At 69.0% G+C, this 15,617-nt stretch carries 17 protein-coding genes; 9 read left to right on the forward strand and 8 right to left on the reverse strand.

The features are described from left to right. The first annotated feature begins 113 nt into the window (after nucleotides 1-113). Entirely contained in the window at nucleotides 114-641 is a 528-nt protein-coding gene (locus tag D106_RS14325) for a DUF3293 domain-containing protein (protein WP_038045923.1), read from the forward strand. Here the strand turns inward: D106_RS14325 and D106_RS0111655 are convergent. After that, a complete protein-coding gene (locus D106_RS0111655; protein WP_018875849.1) occupies nucleotides 638-1,105 on the reverse strand; it encodes a CopD family protein in 468 nt (155 codons plus the stop codon). The two genes, D106_RS14325 and D106_RS0111655, sit on opposite strands and share 4 nt — an antisense overlap. Nucleotides 1,106-1,255: 150 nt before the next feature. Between D106_RS0111655 and D106_RS0111660 the strand changes: the two genes are divergently transcribed. Continuing rightward, nucleotides 1,256-1,645, forward strand: coding sequence for a RidA family protein (locus D106_RS0111660; protein WP_018880137.1), 390 nt, complete (start codon nucleotides 1,256-1,258; stop codon nucleotides 1,643-1,645). After that, nucleotides 1,617-3,731 (forward strand): ATP-dependent DNA helicase RecG, encoded by a 2,115-nt coding sequence (gene recG, locus D106_RS0111665; protein WP_081620085.1) that lies wholly within the window; start codon nucleotides 1,617-1,619, stop codon nucleotides 3,729-3,731. The genes D106_RS0111660 and recG overlap by 29 nt, the downstream gene beginning before the upstream one ends. A gap of 251 nt (nucleotides 3,732-3,982) precedes the next feature. Here the strand turns inward: recG and D106_RS0111670 are convergent, their stop codons facing one another. The 3 genes from D106_RS0111670 to D106_RS0111680 form a co-directional block, all read right to left on the reverse strand. Next, nucleotides 3,983-4,525, reverse strand: coding sequence for a DJ-1 family glyoxalase III (locus D106_RS0111670; RefSeq protein ID WP_018880139.1), 543 nt, complete (start codon nucleotides 4,523-4,525; stop codon nucleotides 3,983-3,985). A gap of 31 nt (nucleotides 4,526-4,556) precedes the next feature. Further along, on the reverse strand, nucleotides 4,557-5,834 hold the full coding sequence (locus D106_RS0111675) for a S41 family peptidase (RefSeq protein ID WP_018867159.1): 1,278 nt from the start codon (nucleotides 5,832-5,834) through the stop codon (nucleotides 4,557-4,559). Nucleotides 5,835-5,954: 120 nt separating this feature from the next. Then, on the reverse strand, nucleotides 5,955-7,136 hold the full coding sequence (locus D106_RS0111680) for a murein hydrolase activator EnvC (protein ID WP_018880140.1): 1,182 nt from the start codon (nucleotides 7,134-7,136) through the stop codon (nucleotides 5,955-5,957). Between the two features lie 73 nt (nucleotides 7,137-7,209). Between D106_RS0111680 and D106_RS0111685 the strand changes: the two genes are divergently transcribed. The 6 genes from D106_RS0111685 to D106_RS0111710 all read left to right on the forward strand — a co-directional run bounded on the left by D106_RS0111685 (nucleotide 7,210) and on the right by D106_RS0111710 (nucleotide 10,660). Further along, nucleotides 7,210-7,545: a helix-turn-helix transcriptional regulator gene (locus D106_RS0111685; protein WP_018867157.1), complete on the forward strand. Its 336-nt coding sequence runs from the start codon at nucleotides 7,210-7,212 to the stop codon at nucleotides 7,543-7,545. A gap of 28 nt (nucleotides 7,546-7,573) precedes the next feature. Next, the gene (locus D106_RS0111690; protein ID WP_018867156.1) at nucleotides 7,574-8,002 is read left to right on the forward strand and encodes a rhodanese-like domain-containing protein; all 429 of its coding nucleotides are present in this window, start codon (nucleotides 7,574-7,576) and stop codon (nucleotides 8,000-8,002) included. After that, nucleotides 8,002-8,292: a glutaredoxin 3 gene (gene grxC / locus D106_RS0111695; protein WP_018875853.1), complete on the forward strand. Its 291-nt coding sequence runs from the start codon at nucleotides 8,002-8,004 to the stop codon at nucleotides 8,290-8,292. Before D106_RS0111690 ends, grxC begins: the two co-directional genes overlap by 1 nt. A gap of 106 nt (nucleotides 8,293-8,398) precedes the next feature. Then, on the forward strand, nucleotides 8,399-8,923 hold the full coding sequence (gene secB / locus D106_RS0111700) for a protein-export chaperone SecB (RefSeq protein ID WP_018867154.1): 525 nt from the start codon (nucleotides 8,399-8,401) through the stop codon (nucleotides 8,921-8,923). A 66-nt stretch (nucleotides 8,924-8,989) separates the two neighbouring features. Next, nucleotides 8,990-9,982, forward strand: a complete 993-nt coding sequence (locus D106_RS0111705; protein ID WP_018880141.1) for an NAD(P)H-dependent glycerol-3-phosphate dehydrogenase — start codon at nucleotides 8,990-8,992, stop codon at nucleotides 9,980-9,982. Between the two features lie 99 nt (nucleotides 9,983-10,081). Then, nucleotides 10,082-10,660: a hypothetical protein gene (locus D106_RS0111710; RefSeq protein WP_018867152.1), complete on the forward strand. Its 579-nt coding sequence runs from the start codon at nucleotides 10,082-10,084 to the stop codon at nucleotides 10,658-10,660. 23 nt (nucleotides 10,661-10,683) lie between these two features. Here D106_RS0111710 and D106_RS0111715 read toward each other — a convergent pair whose 3' ends face one another. The 4 genes from D106_RS0111715 to D106_RS0111730 all read right to left on the reverse strand — a co-directional run bounded on the left by D106_RS0111715 (nucleotide 10,684) and on the right by D106_RS0111730 (nucleotide 15,613). Then, on the reverse strand, nucleotides 10,684-10,968 hold the full coding sequence (locus tag D106_RS0111715) for a hypothetical protein (protein ID WP_018867151.1): 285 nt from the start codon (nucleotides 10,966-10,968) through the stop codon (nucleotides 10,684-10,686). Between the two features lie 360 nt (nucleotides 10,969-11,328). Next, on the reverse strand, nucleotides 11,329-12,987 hold the full coding sequence (locus D106_RS0111720) for a BCCT family transporter (protein WP_018880142.1): 1,659 nt from the start codon (nucleotides 12,985-12,987) through the stop codon (nucleotides 11,329-11,331). A 57-nt stretch (nucleotides 12,988-13,044) separates the two neighbouring features. Then, a complete protein-coding gene (locus tag D106_RS0111725; protein ID WP_018880143.1) occupies nucleotides 13,045-14,196 on the reverse strand; it encodes a putative zinc-binding metallopeptidase in 1,152 nt (383 codons plus the stop codon). A gap of 106 nt (nucleotides 14,197-14,302) precedes the next feature. Then, a complete protein-coding gene (locus D106_RS0111730) occupies nucleotides 14,303-15,613 on the reverse strand; it encodes a triacylglycerol lipase (RefSeq protein ID WP_018880144.1) in 1,311 nt (436 codons plus the stop codon). Between the last annotated feature and the right edge of the window lie 4 nt (nucleotides 15,614-15,617).

Genomic DNA, 15,617 nt, shown 5'->3' on the forward strand with positions numbered 1-15,617 from the left:
CAGGCCGGTTGCCGGCGAAACCCCGCAAACCGCTGTCGCATCCTTGACGCGCATCCCGTTCCCCCTGTTTGATCGATCGCATCTGCACGATCCAGCCGCGAGGGTGCCGCGAGATGTCCACCAATACAAGCGCTGACGCTGCCGACCCCGCCCCGGGGCGCGCGGAATGCGCCCCAACCAGATCGCGACGGGCTGAACTGGAACAGGCCTACCGCAAGGCGCGGTACTGCGTGGAGACCGCGGACGGTTCATGGGTGCTGCGCATCGACCGGACGGCCGATGAGGTGGCGGCCTGGATGGCGGGGCATGGCACCCACCGCCTCGTCGTGCTGACCGCCTGCAACCCGGGCAGCCAGCCGCTCACCGAGGAAGAGAACCAGCGACGCCAGCGGCGGCTGGAGCGGGCCGTGACGGAACAGGGCCTGCGCGCCTGGCCGGCCTGCAACCGCGACCCCCTGGGCCACTGGCCGGACGAGCCGGGCCTGGCGATCGCGGACCTGCCCGAACACCTGCTCGCGCGCTGGCTGGAGACATTCGGCCAGAACGCCGCCGTGCTGCTGGAGCCGCCCGAACCGCCACGACTGGTCTGGAGGGCCGGACGAACCGGCCGTCCTGTGCCCCCGCCAGGGGATGCAGATTAAAGCGGCAGGCGCCCGCCCGAGGCGACCACGATCGTCGCCAGGCCGATCAGGGTATTGATCCCGACCAGAATGCGGATCTGCCCCAGCCGGCGCAGGCCTTCCTGGGCGTCATCCGCGGCAATGGCCTGGCGCATGCGGCGAAACGGCGCGAAGAACACATGGGCGAAGATCGCCATCATGATCAGACCCAGCAGCAGCATGGTATGCACGCTGGGGTGGACGTCGCCCATGCCGCCGAACACGCCGAAGATCATGTAGAAGCCGGTCGCCAGGATCACCAGCACCGAGGCCCAGACCCACGGGAAGAAACGGGCGAACACGCCCTCCCAGAGCTTCAGCCGGGGCATGCCCTCGAGCTGCTGCCCCGCCACCGGGCGCAGGAACATGTAGGCGAAGAACATGCCGCCCACCCAGATCACCACCGCCAGTACATGCAGCACGTTCGCCAGTGCGTATCCCGTCATTGCCTGCTTCCTCTGTGTCGTTGTCCGTGTGCCGCGCAGTGTATCCGTCCGCGCCCCGGTCTGCCGAGTCCGCGGACACCCCACACGAGCGTCCGGATCAGTAGAATGGCGCCATCCGCGACAATCAATCCGGCCGAACAAGGAGCCCGCATGTCCCGCGAGATCATCCAGACCGAAAACGCCCCGGCCGCCATCGGCCCCTATTCCCAGGCCGTGCGCGCCGGCGACACCCTGTACCTCTCGGGCCAGATCCCGCTGGACCCGGCCACCATGGAACTGGTGGGCGGCGGCATCGAGGACCAGATCCGCCAGGTATTCGCCAATCTCCAGGCCGTCCTGGAGGCCGCGGGCGCGAGCACCGCGGACATCGCCAAGCTGAACATCTTCCTGACCGACCTGACCCACTTCCCGCTGGTCAACGAGATCATGGGCGAGGTCTTCGGCGAGCCCTACCCGGCACGCGCCGCGATCGGCGTGGCCGCCCTGCCCAAGGGCGCCCAGGTGGAGATGGATGCCATCGCCTGGTGCCCGCGCGGCTGAGCAGCCGACGCGAGCCCCGTCGGTGGACCTGCAGGCCCCGCTGACCACCCTGAAGGGTGTCGGCCCGGCGGTGGCCGAGCGCCTGGAACGCCTGGGCCTGGTACAGGCCGGGGACCTGCTGTTCCACCTGCCCCTGCGCTTCGAGGACCGCACCCGGCTGACCCCGATCGCCGCGCTGCGCCCGGGCCTGGCCGCGCTGTTCGAGGGCCGCGTCACCCATGCCGAGGTGGTGCACCGCCGCCGACGCATGCTGGTGGTCACCCTGGCCGACGACCAGGCGCAGATCCTGCTGCGCTTCTTCCACTTCGGCGCCAACCAGCAACGGCGCCTGGCCCCCGGCACGCGCATCCGCGCCTTCGGCGAGCCGCGCGGCCTGCCCGGGGCGCTGGAATGCGTGCATCCGGAGCTCCAGACCGTGGGGGATACCCCGCCCGCGCTGGAATCGCACCTGACCCCGATCTACCCGACCACCGAGGGCATCTCGCAGAAGCTGCTGCGCCAGCTGGTGACGCACGCCCTGCCGGGCATGCAGGCCCTGCCCGATCTGCTGCCGGAGCTGTCCCGCCAGGGCCTGCCCGGGCTGCACGCCGCGCTGGAACAGCTGCACCATCCCCCGGCGCGAGCCGATGCCCTGGGCGAACTGGATACCGCGGAGAACCGCAGCCCGGCGCGCACCCGCCTGGCGCTGGAGGAGCTGTGCGCCCACCAGCTCGCACGCATGCAGCAAAGCCGGACCCCACAGGACGCGCGCGGCGCCCCGGTCATCCAGCCGCCCGGGGCGCTGTGGCAGCAACTGCGCGAACAGCTTCCGTTCGCGCCGACCGGCGCGCAGGAACGCGTGACCGCCGAGATCTTCGCCGACCTGGCGCGACCGCAACCGATGAACCGGCTGGTGCAGGGGGATGTGGGCTCGGGCAAGACCCTGGTGGCAGTCGCGGCCGCACTGGCCGCGGTGGAGGCCGGCTTCCAGGTCGCCTTCATGGCCCCCACGGAGCTGCTGGCGCGCCAGCACGGGCGCAACCTCGCCCAGTGGCTGGAACCGCTGGGGATTGCGATCGCCTGGCTGGGCGGACGCCAGACCGCGAGCGAACGCGGCCAGCTGCTCGCCGAGCTGGCCGCGGGCCAGCGGCAGGTCGCCATCGGGACCCACGCCCTGTTCCAGGAGGAGGTCCGCTTTCACCACCTGGGGCTTGCGATCATCGACGAGCAGCACCGCTTCGGCGTCCACCAGCGCATGGCCCTGCGCGACAAGGGCAACGGGTACATGCCGCACCAGCTGATCATGACCGCCACGCCCATCCCGCGCACCCTGGCCATGGCCCTGTATGCGGAACTCGCCAGTTCGGTGATCGACGAGCGCCCGCCCGGGCGCACGCCGGTACGCACCGCGCTGATCAGCCACGAGCGCCGCGACGAGGTCATCGAGCGCATCCGCGCCGCCTGCGGCTCCGGCACCCAGGCCTACTGGGTCTGCCCGCTGGTGGAGGAGTCGGAACAACTGGAGGCGGAATCCGCCGAGGCCACCGCCGAACGCCTGCGCGAGGCGCTGCCGGAACTGACCATCGGCCTGGCCCACGGACGCATGAAGGGCCCCGAGCGCGACGCGGTGATGGAGCGCTTTCGCGCGGGGGCAATCGACCTGCTGGTCGCCACCACGGTCATCGAGGTCGGCGTGGACGTACCCAACGCGAGCCTGATGATTATCGAGAACGCCGAGCGCATGGGGCTCTCGCAGCTGCACCAGTTGCGCGGCCGGGTCGGGCGCGGCAATACCGCCTCCGCCTGCGTACTGCTCTACCGCCCGCCACTGGGCGAGACCGCGCGCGAGCGCCTGGAGGCGATGCGCCGCACCGACGACGGCTTCGAGATCGCCGAGGTGGACCTGAAACTGCGGGGGCCGGGAGAACTGCTGGGCACGCGCCAGACCGGCGATCGCAGCTTCCGCGTCGCCGACTGGACCCGCGACCAGGACCTGCTGGACGAGGCCACCACACTGGCCGCACGAATCGAGAACGACCCAGCCCGCGCCGGCGCCCTGATCGAACGCTGGCTGGGCAGCGCCACCCGCTACGCCACCGTGGGGTAGGAATTCACCACGAAGCCCACGAAGGCACGAAGGAGGTCAACTTCAAGAGCGGTTTGAACCACCGAGGACACAGAGAAACATCAGGATTGCGGAGGAGTAGCACCAATGATCAGTGCACCGACAGGGATGCAGATCCCGGCAATCCCGGCACCCTTGAATGATCTTCTTTTCTCCTTGTCCTCCGTGCCCTCTGTGGTGAAATGCCCTTGACCTTCTTCGTGCCTTCGTGCGCTTCGTGGTCGAAACATCCCTCAGGGCCTCAGGAGCGGACCCTCGACGGCGTCGCGGGCATCGCGGCCGGCGAGCTGCTCGATCAGGGTCAGGGCGAAGTCCATCGCGGCGCCCGGGCCGCGGCCCGTGATCAGGCGGCCGTCCACCTCCACCGGGGCGCCGGTGGACGGGATTCCGACAACGTCCAGCGCGCCGGTGAACGCCGTCACGCGCCGGCCTTCCAGCAGGCCGGCCTCGGCCAGCGCCTTGGGTCCGGCGCAAACCGCCGCCAGGTAGCCGTCGCGCTCGGCCTGCGCCCGCAGGAGTCCCTGCACCCGGGCATCGTCGCGAAGGTGATTGGCCCCCGGCAGGCCACCCGGCAGGACGATCAGGTCAAAGGCCGCATCCAGCACCTGGTCCAGGGTGGTATCCGGCTGGATAACTGTTCCGCGCGAGCAGGTCACCGGCCCGGACTCCAGCCCGGCCACGGTGACCTCGAATTGCGCGCGGCGCAGCAGGTCGATGATGGTGACTGCCTCCAGTTCCTCGGCCCCGGCAGCCAGGGGCACCAGTACGTTCGGCATCGGTTCTCCGTCGATCGCGACCCCGCCGCGCTCAGCGGCGGTTGTAGAAGTTCAGGCCCTTCAGCAGGTTCAGCGCCTCGCTCAGGCCGTAGTCGCGCTCGGCCAGGGCCTCGCCATTGTCCTCGTCATCCGCATCCACCGACTCCGGCAGACCGTCCCGGCCCATGCGGGCGCCGCCGTTCTCGCTGTCACTGCGCTGCACCACCAGTTGCTGCAGGCGGATGTCCGGCTCGATCCCGTCCTCGTTGATCGCGCGACCCTCGGGCGTGAAGTAGCGCGCGGTGGTCAGCTTGATCCCGGTGTTCTGGGTCAGCGGCAGGATGGTCTGTACCGAGCCCTTGCCGAAGGTGTTCTGGCCCATGACGACGGCCCGCTTGTGGTCCTGAAGCGCGCCCGCCACGATCTCCGAAGCCGAGGCCGAACCGCGATTGACCAGCACCACCATCGGCGCGCCCTTGAGCACGTCGCCCGGCGAGGCCTGGTAACGGAACTGCGAGTCCTCCAGACGGCCCTCGGTGTAGACGATGAGGCCGTCCTCGAGGAACGCGTCCGAGACTCCCACGGCCCCGTTCAGGATGCCGCCCGGGTTGTTGCGCAGGTCCAGCACCAGACCCTTCAGCTCGCCCTGCTCCTGCAGGTCCTCGACCGCCCGCACGAGATCGCGCGCGGTGCGCTGCTGGAAGTTGCTGATGCGCACATAGCCAAATCCGTCCTCCAGGATCTCGGAGCGCACGCTCTGCACCTGGATCACATCCCGGGTGATGGTGATCTCCATCGGCCGGTCCTCGCCATCGCGCAGCACGGTCAGGGTGATGTCCGACCCTTTCTCGCCGCGCATCTTGGCGACCGCGTCGGACAGCGACATGCCCTTCACCGACTCGCCGTCCAGGCGGATAATCAGATCACCGGCCTCGATCCCGGCACGGCTGGCGGGGGTGTCGTCGATCGGCGCGATGACCTTGACGAACCCGTCTTCCATGCCCACCTCGATCCCCAGGCCACCGAACTCGCCGGAGGTGCCGACCTGCATGTCCTCGAAGTCCTGTTCGTCCAGGTAGGCCGAGTGCTGGTCCAGACCGGACAGCATCCCCTGGATCGCGTTGTCCAGCAGGTCCTTGTCGTCGACCTCGGTGACGTAATTGCGCTTGATGCGCATGTACACGTCGGTGAAGCGCTGCAGATCCTCCACCGGCAGGGCGGATTGCGCGCCATTGTCGCGGTCGGCGTAGACGGCCACCGAGACACTCAGCATGACCCCTACGACCAGTCCGACGATCAGGGCGTATCCGGTGCGACAAGACTTGCTCATTACCTTTCCTCGTTACGTGAGGTGATTAGTGTGAGGATGGTAGCACCGGCAATGTGATGGGCGCCTGAATGCAGGCGCTCCATCCGCCTTTTGCCGGACCCCGGTCTCACTTCTCTCTGTCTACTGAGAGGGCCACCAGCCCTCGGGGTTCAATGGTCCGCCGTTATGCCGGATCTCGAAGTAGAGTCCGGGCGCGATCGCCTCGCTGCCCGCGCCGGCCACGGCCAGCTGCTCGCCGGCGCCCACCGTTGCGCCTTCTGCCACCAGGATCTCCTCCACATTGGAGTACAGCGTCAGGTAGCGCTCGCCGTGATCCACGATCACCAGGAACCCGTAGCCCTGCATCCAGTCGGCGTAGACCACCTGCCCGTAGTGCACCGCACGCACCGCCGCGCCGTTCTCGACCTCCAGCACCGTGCCGCGCCAGCGCGAGCGCAGGCGACTGCCACGGGAATCATTGAAGCTGCGGATTACCCGGCCGTCGGCCGGCCGCGGGAGTTCGCCCTGCAGCTCGGCGAAGGCCACGTCGGGTTGCGCGGGGGCGGAGTCCCCGGGGGCCTCGGCGCGCGCCGCGCTGCGCGCCTCGACCTCCTCGATCACCGCCTCCAGGGTCTCCGCGTTGCGCTGCAGGCGTTCCAGCTCCAGCGCCTCGTCCTCGATGGCCGCCTCCAGTTCCGCCATGGCCTGGCGCTGGCGCGCCTCCTCGCGTTCCAGATCCGCGACCGCGGCGCGCGCCTGTTCCTCCTGTTCCGCCAGGACCGCACGTTCCCGCGCCAGGGCCTCGCGCTCCGCCTCCAGCCCCTCGATCCGGTCGCGCAACGACTCCAGCGCCTGCTCCCGGGCCTCGCGGATACGCACGGCGAACGCCACCTGGTGGCGATCGTCCCCGCCCCGACCGTTCAGGCGCCCGACGTGGCGTTCGCGCTGCCACTGGTCGCGCACCAGCCGGGCCGCCGCGCGGCGTTCCGTCTCCAGGTGCTCCCGGGCCTCTTCCACCCGCGCCTCCTGGTCGGCGACGACCGCCTCCTGGCGCGAACGCGCCTGCGCCAGCTCGCGCAACTCGCGGCGCGAGTCCTCGGTCCCGCGCGCGGCATCCGCCAGCAGGGCCTCCAGTTCCTGCAAGGCCGCGTAGCGCTCCTCCTGGGTGCGTTCCAGGTCCTGGATCGCCTCGCGGGTCTCGCGCAGTTCGGCCTCGGGTTCCAGCGCCAGGGCCCCCGGGGCCAGCAGCAGACCGGCCAGTACCGCGCACCAGAACGGGGCACGGAGGCCATATGGATGACTCAGGATTGCGCAGATTCGCATATCGGGGTACGTTTAGGTTCTTATATTCTGACCCGGTTGCGAGGATTTCCCTCGCTCGCAAGAGAGGTATGCCGTGAGCCACGAAACGGTTGAAGACGATCTGTCCGTCGAAGACGGCCTGATGTCCCAGGACGAGGATATCGAACGGGCCTCGCGCTCGCTCAAGGCCATGTCCCACCCGCTGCGCCTGAAGATCCTCTGCATTCTCGGCGATCGCGAAATCAGCGTACAGGAAATCGTCGACCAGGTCGGGACCTCGCAGAGCAACATTTCGCAGCACCTGGGCATCCTGCGCGACAAGGGCATCCTCGCCACGCGCAAGGATGCCAACCGGGTCTACTACCGCGTGGGGGACTCCCGGACCCTGCGCCTGATCGGTATGATGCAGGACGTTTTCTGCAGTTCCTGACAATCACCCCTCCGATCCGGTCTCCCGAATGCTTGAACGCCTGCCCGAATTTCTCGCCAATCACCCGATCCTGACCGGCGCCCTGCTGGCGGTGATCGGGATGATCCTGTTCGTCGAACTCCGACGCCTGAACCGCAAGTACCGCTCCCTGTCGCCGGCCGAGGCGGTGCGCGTGATCAACCAGGACGACGCCCTGGTGCTGGACGTACGCGAGGACAGCGAGGTCGCGGCCGGCCGCATCGGAGGCGCCAAGCACATCCCGCTGGGCAGCCTGAAAAAGCGCATGGGCGACATCGAGAAGTACAAGGACAAGCCCGTGGTGGTCTACTGCCGCAGCGGCAACCGTTCCGCCAGCGCCGCGCAGCAGCTAACAGCGGCCGGGTTCGAGGACGTGGTCAACCTGCAGGGCGGCATCCAGGCCTGGCAATCGGCCAACATGCCCATCAAGAAGAAGTAATGCAGTTCGAGGTCTACTCCAGCGGGCGCTGCCCGTTCTGCCTGCTGGCCCGGCGCCTGCTCAACCAGCGTGGCTATCCGTTCGCGGAATACGCCGTCGACCGCGAACCGGGCCTGCGTGCCGAGATGGAGCAACGCGCCGACGGCCGTACCTCGGTCCCGCAGATCTTCCTCGGCGAGACCCACATCGGCGGCTTCGACGAACTGCAGGCGATGGACAGCAGTGGCGAACTGGCGCGCCTGGCCGCCGCGGCAGGGGTCGAGCTGACAGCCGCCGGCAGTCCCGGATAACCGGCAGCGCCCGCACCACCGGGCAGCGCTTCCGGCCACCGCACCCGCAAGGCGCGCGCATCCCCTTACAATGCCCCGATTCAAGACGACTGCGAGATAGAACATCATGGCTGAAGAGAACTCCCCCAACAGCGGCAACGGCGCGGCCCAGGGCGAACAGAACGACCGTCCCGATTTCTCCATTCAGAAGGTCTTCATCAAGGACCTCTCGTTCGAGGCGCCGGACTCCCCCGAGGTGTTCATGCGCGAGTGGAAGGGCGAGACCAACATCCAGCTGAACACCAACGCACGCCCGATCGACGAGGCCGCCGGGGCCTTCGAAGTGGAACTGGGCCTGACCGTGACCACCGAGTCCGACGGCAAGACCGCCTACCTGGTGGAGATCAAGCAGGCGGGCGTCTTCATCGTGCGCAACTTCCCCGAGGACCAGCGCAATCACCTGCTGGGCGCCTACTGCCCCAACGTGCTGTTCCCGTTCGCCCGCGAAACCGTCGCCGACCTGGTCCTGAAGGGCGGCTTCCCGCAGCTGCTGCTGCAGCCGGTGAATTTCGAGTCGCTGTACGCCCAGCACCTCCAGGAGCAGAAGCAGCAGGCCGGCGGCGAGCAGACCGCGCCCAGCCAGCAGGCCTGACGCCAAGCCCCCGAAGGACCTGGCGTACCGACGCGAGCGCGTACATGAAGCATGGGGTTTCCTAGGATGCGCATCGCGGTCCTCGGCGGCGGCTGCTGGGGCACGGCGCTGGCCCTGCATGCGGCGCGGCTGCATGCCGACGTGGCCCTGTGGGCACGCGGCGATGACACCGCCGCGCGCCTGCAGGCCGAGCGCGAGAATGCCCGCTACCTCCCCGGCCACCGCTTCCCGGACAACCTCCGCGTCAGCGCCGACCCCGCGATCGTCGACGGCCGCGATCTGGTCCTGATCGCCGTCCCCTCCGGCGCCTTTCGCGCGACCCTGCGCTGGCTGGCCCCGCGGCTGGCGCGCGGACAGGTGGTGGCCTGGGCCACCAAGGGCCTGGAGACCGCCACCGGCGCCTGGCTGCACGAGATCGCCGAGCAGGAACTGGGTCCGGAACACCCGCCCGCCCTGATCTCGGGCCCCTCCTTCGCCGCCGAGGTCGCGCAGGAGCAACCGACCGCGCTGTCCGTGGCCTCCACCGACGAAGGCCATATGGATCGCCTGGTGGAGGCGCTGCACGGGCGTTCCCTGCGTCTGTACCGCAACACCGACGTCATCGGCGTGGAGCTCGGCGGGGCCCTGAAGAACGTGCTGGCGGTGGCCACGGGCATCGCCGATGGCGCCGGGTTCGGCGCCAATGCCCGCGCCGCCCTGATGACCCGGGGGCTGGCCGAGATCCAGCGCTTCGGCGCCGCGGTGGGCGCCCGCCCTGCCACCCTTACCGGCCTCTCCGGGCTGGGTGACATGATCCTCACCTGCACCGACAACCAGTCGCGCAACCGCCGCCTGGGGCGGATGCTGGGCGAGGGGGTGGACCTCGAGACCGCCCGCGCACGGGTCGGCCAGTCGGTGGAGGGCGTGGAGACGGCCCGGGTCGCCGTGGTGCGGGCCGAGGCACTGGAGGTGGAGATGCCGATCTGCGCCGAGGTACACGCCGTGCTCTACCAGGGCCGCCCGGTGCGCGACACCGTGCGCCGCCTGCTGGAACGCGACCCCACGCGCGAAGAGGGCTGACGCAGCGCCGGTAAAACCCTCGCGCGGCACCCGCACAATCGCCCCGCGCCCCGGGTTGCGGCTACCGTGGCGCTACACGTGAACGCAACGGAGGCAGGGATGAGCAAGGCCTGGAAGGAACTGGACCTGGAGGGCGGCGGCCTGCAGTCCATCAATGCCAAGCTCGCCAGCGAGATGCGCACCCGGCCCGCGGCCTACGCCGCGTGGGTCCTGTTCCCGCTGGGCCTGCACCGCTTCTACCTGCGCGAACCGCTGGGCGGCGCCGGCTTCCTGGCGCTCACCGCGATCACCCTGGCCCTGGCCTTTTTCGTACCCGCCCTCTGGTGGCTGCTACCCCTGGGCGCCGGTGTGCTGTGGGCGCTGGTGGACCTGTGGTGGATCGACCGCCGGGTCACCGACTACAACAAGGAACTGCGCAAGCAGGTCTTCCTGCGCAAGGGACACAAGCCGCCGCAGGACTACCGTGGCCGCTACACCAGCGACGAGGATGCCCGCCGCGAACTGCAGGAGTATCAGCGCATCAAGGACGCCGAAAAGCCGGGCCAGTCCGGCCAGGCCGGCGCCAGCGACCGTGACCGCGACGTGGGCGGCAAGCGGCGCATGCCCAGCTTCAACGAGCAGGAAGCCATGCTGCGCCAGATGCGCAAGGACCGGGGCGAAGGCGGCGACAACGGCTGACGCCGGCGCGCCGCCAGCCCGGATCAGTTGTCGCCGGGGCGCCACACGCCGCTGGCTTCCTGCGGCGGCGGCGCGGCCTGCTTGCGACTCTCCACGTCCACGAACACCGACTCGGTGAACTGCGACAGCTGCTTCAGGTATTCCTTGCGCTCGTTCACCGACTCCGGCATCTGCGCGACCATGAACCCGGTAATGGCGCTCAGGTACTGGACGGCCACGATGGGCTGTTGCGCCTTCGGATCCACCTCGGTCAGCACCTCCTGGACCTTCTGGATCAGCTCGCCGGACAACTGCAGGGTATCGCTCATGGGGCTTCTCTCGCGGTTCGGTTGACGATGGGCGCACAGGCTACGGCAAGCCCCGCCCACCCGAAAGTGGGCGCAGGATGCGCGGGCCTTTCCCTTCCGCTCGCGCCTTTTATGTTCACCACGAAGCGCACGAAGGCACGAAGAAGGGCAAAATCGTTGCACCACGGATGACACGGAGAAAACAAGCCAAGGGCCGCGCATGACGAGGGACCACGTGGATCGTCGCAGGCCGATCGACACCCGCTTTCGTCCAACCCTGATTTTCTCCGTGTCCTCTGTGTCCTCTGTGGTTCAAATCGCTCTTGAAGTTGCCCTTCTTCGTGCCTTCGTGGGCTTCGTGTTGAAAACTCGGGGCGCAGGTCAGGAGCGCCGGGGCACGTCGTCCTCGTCGCGGGCCTCGGGGGCGTCGTCGTCTACGTCGAAGTCCTCGTGGACGCGGTCCGGCGGGATGGTCCACGGCTCGCTGGGCGCGACCGTGTGCTCGCCCGGACGCGGCGCGTAGCGCTCGTCCTCCAGACCGCGCATCAGCCCGACCACCATCATCAGCATCACCAGCGAGAACGGCAGCGCCGCCAGGATGACCGCGTTCTGCAGGACCTCCAGCCCGCCGGCCAGCAGCAGGACCCCGGTCACCAGCCCGATCATCGCCCCCCACAGGATCAGGTGGATCGCCCGGTGCTCGGTGGATCCATGGGCCAGCAGGGTATTGATGACCACGATCCCGGCATTCGCGGAGGTCAGCAGGTAGGTCGCAATCAGGATCGTGATCAGAATCGCCCCCGTCTTCGCAATCAGCCAGGGCTCCAGGGTCTCCATGGTGGCGAAGGTCGCCATGGTCAGGTCCTCGGACACGCGCTCGGCGATATTGGCGATGCCCTCGACCTCGGCATGCAGAGCGGTGCCGCCCAGCAGCGCGAGCCAGAAGAAGGTGATCAGGGTCGGCACCAGCAGCACGCCCATCACGAACTCGCGCAGCGTGCGGCCGCGCGAAATGCGCGCGATGAACAGCCCGACGAACGGCGCCCAGGCCAGCCACCAGCCCCAGTAGAAGACCGTCCAGTCGGCATGCCACTCGTCCATATGGTGGGCGTGGGTGTACAGCGAGAGACCCAGCAGGTTCTGCAGGTAGCTGCCGCTGGACTGCACGACCAGGGCCAGCAGGTACTGGGTCGGTCCTGCCACCAGCAGCAGTCCCAGCAACGCGACACTGAGCCAGAGGTTGGCCTGGCTGACCCGCTGCACCCCGGCCTGCATACCGGTCACCACGGACACGATCGCAATCACGGTCAGCAGCGCGGTCAGCATCAGCAGTCCGCGGTCCCCCTCCAGGGAGATCCCAACGGTGTGCGCGAGTCCGGACTCCAGTTGCTGGATCCCCAGGCCCAGCGTCGTCGCGATCCCGAAGACGGTGGCGATGATCGCCAGCAGGTCGACCAGGTCCCCCGGCCAGGTGTGGCTGTACTTGCCGATCAGCGGGTGCAGGGCCGAGCGCAGGGCCAGCGGCTGGCCCTTGCGGAACCCGAAGTAGGCCAGGATCAGGGCCAGCAGGGCGAACACGCCCCAGGCATTCAGCCCCCAGTGGAAATAGGTCAGGACCATGGACATGTCCGCGGCCGCGGCCCGGTCGCCATTCTCGATCAGGAACGGGTTCCCGCCGTAGTGCGACAGCGGCTCGGCCACCGCCCAGAACAACAGCCCCACGCCCATGCCCGCGGCGAACAGCATCGACAGCCACGACAGGGTGGTGAACTCGGGAACCTCGTCGTCATGCCCCAGGCGCACGTTCTTGTAGCGCCCGACCCCGAGCCAGACCACGATCACCAGGAAGAAGGCCATGACGACCACGTAGTACCACTCCAGAAGCGGCGTCACGAAGGTACGCGCATCGCCCACCACCGCACCCAGCTGCTCGGTGCGATACACCCCCAGCAGGGCGATGATGACCACCAGGATCAGCGCCAGCGGCGCGACGCGCGGATTCAGCCCCTTGAATGGGCCACGGGTGGCAACGTTGTACATCGGGCGTCCTTTCGCATGAGTGGCGGGCGCGCCGGACCGCGCGCCCCCGGCGTGCGCTCAGGTACCGGTGGCACCCGCCAGCGCGGCACGACAATCCGTGCGGAAATCCTGAATGACCTGATGCACGAACGCCAGCTTGGCGATGGCGGCGGCCGTCAACACGAAGGGATAGACATGCGGATGCCCCATACTGCGGTTGAGGCTGTTGAGGGCGCTGACCAGTGGCAGCCAGTGTTCCATCAGTCCATCGAAATCGGCCGCGGCATAGGCGTCGAAGGCCGGTGCATCGCCCTGCGCACCCAGCCGTGCTGACGGGCCGGCACCGGGCACGATATCCATGTTGTAGGCGGACGCGGTATCCAGGGTATCCACGATGTGCAGGTAGTGGGCCCAGGTCTCGGCCCAATCCTCCCAGGGATGCGAACTGGCGTAGGCGGAGACGAACGAGGCCTGCCATTCGGCGGGCGGCCCGTCGGCATAATGGCGGCGCAGGGCTTCGTCATAGTCCGCGCGCTCGTCGCCGAAGCGCTCGCGGAAGGCGGCGTGCCAGGGGGTATCGCGGATCAGGCGGTCCCAGTAGTAGTGGGCGGACTCGTGGCGGAAATGGCCGAGGATCGTGCGATAGGGTTCGGCCATCGCCTCGCGCATGCGCTCGCGAACCGCCGGGTCGGCCTCGGCGATATTCAGGGTAATGAGCCCGTTCGCATGGCCGGTGACCACGCCACCGCCCTCGCGGAACTCGGGGGCCGTATCGGCCAGGAAGTCGAATGCGATCCCCTTGGGATCATCACGTCGCGGCACCACCGGCAGGCCCAGACGCAACAACCCGTAGACCAGGCGCCGCTTCTCCGTCTCCAGGCGCTCCCACAGACGTGCATTGCCGGGGACACTCAGGTCGGGGATGGTCCGGTTCAGGCGGCAGGCCCGGCAGAACGGGTCGGCGTCGCCGTGCGGCACCATCCAGTTGCAGACCGCGTCCACCGCATAGTGGCGACACTGGCGGTACAGTGCCCCGTCCGGCTCGTCCGCCACCCGCCACAATCCGCCAGGCACCGGGTGCCCGCGGGCATCCGTGGCCTCTCCCGCCGGCGCCAGGGCCGACACCTCCAGACGATCCGGGAGAAACCCCAGCCGGTGGCCACAGCGTGTGCAGTAGGTGTTGTCGAAATACACCCCCTGCCCACAGAACTCGCACTCGAACAACTGCATCGCGTTCCCCGTTAAACCGCCGCCCGCTCGAAGTGCGGCCGGGTGGCCCCAGACTACGCCGATCCCGCTGCCCCGTCGCGGTGCAGAGGCCGCCGCGGCGCAGCCATTACCGGTCCTCCACCCGGGACAGGAGTTCCTCGACCCGCTCCAGCGCCAGCGGATGCGACAGGATGCCGGCATGCGTGGTCGCCACGCCGAAGACCGAGGCCGCCTCGCGCTGGGCCGGCGGGTGCAGCATGCTGGCCAGCGTGACCACCCCGTCCGCGGTCGCGCGCGCACCCCCTTCGCCGCGCTGGTAGCCGAACACCAGATGCAACTCGCCTGCCCCCGCGCCCGGATGCGGAAACAGGCCTTCCAGGTAGTCGCTGCCCGGCGCCATGTCGCGCCAGACCGGGATCACGACCGGCGAGCGATCCACCCCCTGCTGCGCCCGCTCGTGCCCCGCCCAGGGCGTGGACAGGGTGATCATAACCGGCACCGGTGCCGCCGCCTCGCGCCGGGCGCGCTCGTTCAGGAACCCCCGCGCCACCAGCCCGCCCATGCTGTGCGCCACCACCGGTAGCGACTCGACCCCGTGACGCACTTCCAGCTCCTCCACCACCTGTGCCAGGTGCGCGGCCGCCGACTGCAGTGGCAACCCGGAGGCGTAGTAGTAGAACCACGGCTGATAACGCTCGCGGTCCAGAACCTCCAGCAGCCCGGCAAAGTCCCGCGGCGAGCCGTTCATCCCGTGCACGAACAGCACCGGCGTCCGCGTCGGGTCATGGGGCTCGAGGAAGTACACCCCCGCGTAACCGTTCATCACGAAGTCCAGGGGTCGCCACTGGCTGCCGCGAGCCACCTCGGACGCAAAACGCGGGTCGTCCAGGTGGGTTATCGCGCCGAAGGCGGTCACCCGTCCCAGGCTCAGCGGAAGGTCGCTGGCGCCCTCGGCACCCACCAGGCCGCGTGTGGCCGGCAGCGCAACCGGGTGGGCCAGGCAATGGTCCCCGTTCACGCGGATCTCGATCCCGGTCAGCCGCCCGCCGGGGCCACAGTCCAGCGGATCGCCGCCGGCCACATACTGCACCGGGGCACCGGCGGGATGGGCCCGGTCACCCTCCTCGTCGCGGAAGGCCAGCACACGATAGCGACCCGGCTCCAGCCCGAAGAACCAGCTCCCGCCCTGGGCGCTGACCACATGGTCCACCGGCTCGGGCACCCCGGCGCCACCGACCGACTCGCGGAATACCGCCACGATATAGGGCCCCGTCCGACCCGCCTCGGACGCCGTCGCGTCCGGTCCCACCGTGCCGCTGATCACACAGGCCCCGCCCATGCGCGCGAGCTGTTCGCGCGCATCCAGCAGCGAACACCCCGCCAGCGCGAACCCCAGCGCCAGGACCGCAACCACCCGTACCACCGCCATCACGAACATCCCG

The organism is Thioalkalivibrio sp. ALE9 (assembly GCF_000377445.1).
Taxonomy (GTDB): Bacteria; Pseudomonadota; Gammaproteobacteria; order Ectothiorhodospirales; family Ectothiorhodospiraceae; genus Thioalkalivibrio.

Excerpts from the sequence above, each read along its gene's own strand:
- D106_RS14325 (WP_038045923.1), top strand. The coding sequence starts at position 114 with ATGTCCACCAATACAAGCGCTGACGCTGCCGACCCCGCCCCGGGGCGC.
- D106_RS0111655 (WP_018875849.1), bottom strand. The coding sequence starts at position 1,105 with ATGACGGGATACGCACTGGCGAACGTGCTGCATGTACTGGCGGTGGTG.
- D106_RS0111660 (WP_018880137.1), top strand. The coding sequence starts at position 1,256 with ATGTCCCGCGAGATCATCCAGACCGAAAACGCCCCGGCCGCCATCGGC.
- recG (WP_081620085.1), top strand. The coding sequence starts at position 1,617 with ATGCCATCGCCTGGTGCCCGCGCGGCTGAGCAGCCGACGCGAGCCCCG.
- D106_RS0111670 (WP_018880139.1), bottom strand. The coding sequence starts at position 4,525 with ATGCCGAACGTACTGGTGCCCCTGGCTGCCGGGGCCGAGGAACTGGAG.
- D106_RS0111675 (WP_018867159.1), bottom strand. The coding sequence starts at position 5,834 with ATGAGCAAGTCTTGTCGCACCGGATACGCCCTGATCGTCGGACTGGTC.
- D106_RS0111680 (WP_018880140.1), bottom strand. The coding sequence starts at position 7,136 with ATGCGAATCTGCGCAATCCTGAGTCATCCATATGGCCTCCGTGCCCCG.
- D106_RS0111690 (WP_018867156.1), top strand. The coding sequence starts at position 7,574 with ATGCTTGAACGCCTGCCCGAATTTCTCGCCAATCACCCGATCCTGACC.
- grxC (WP_018875853.1), top strand. The coding sequence starts at position 8,002 with ATGCAGTTCGAGGTCTACTCCAGCGGGCGCTGCCCGTTCTGCCTGCTG.
- secB (WP_018867154.1), top strand. The coding sequence starts at position 8,399 with ATGGCTGAAGAGAACTCCCCCAACAGCGGCAACGGCGCGGCCCAGGGC.
- D106_RS0111705 (WP_018880141.1), top strand. The coding sequence starts at position 8,990 with ATGCGCATCGCGGTCCTCGGCGGCGGCTGCTGGGGCACGGCGCTGGCC.
- D106_RS0111710 (WP_018867152.1), top strand. The coding sequence starts at position 10,082 with ATGAGCAAGGCCTGGAAGGAACTGGACCTGGAGGGCGGCGGCCTGCAG.
- D106_RS0111715 (WP_018867151.1), bottom strand. The coding sequence starts at position 10,968 with ATGAGCGATACCCTGCAGTTGTCCGGCGAGCTGATCCAGAAGGTCCAG.
- D106_RS0111720 (WP_018880142.1), bottom strand. The coding sequence starts at position 12,987 with ATGTACAACGTTGCCACCCGTGGCCCATTCAAGGGGCTGAATCCGCGC.
- D106_RS0111725 (WP_018880143.1), bottom strand. The coding sequence starts at position 14,196 with ATGCAGTTGTTCGAGTGCGAGTTCTGTGGGCAGGGGGTGTATTTCGAC.
- D106_RS0111730 (WP_018880144.1), bottom strand. The coding sequence starts at position 15,613 with ATGTTCGTGATGGCGGTGGTACGGGTGGTTGCGGTCCTGGCGCTGGGG.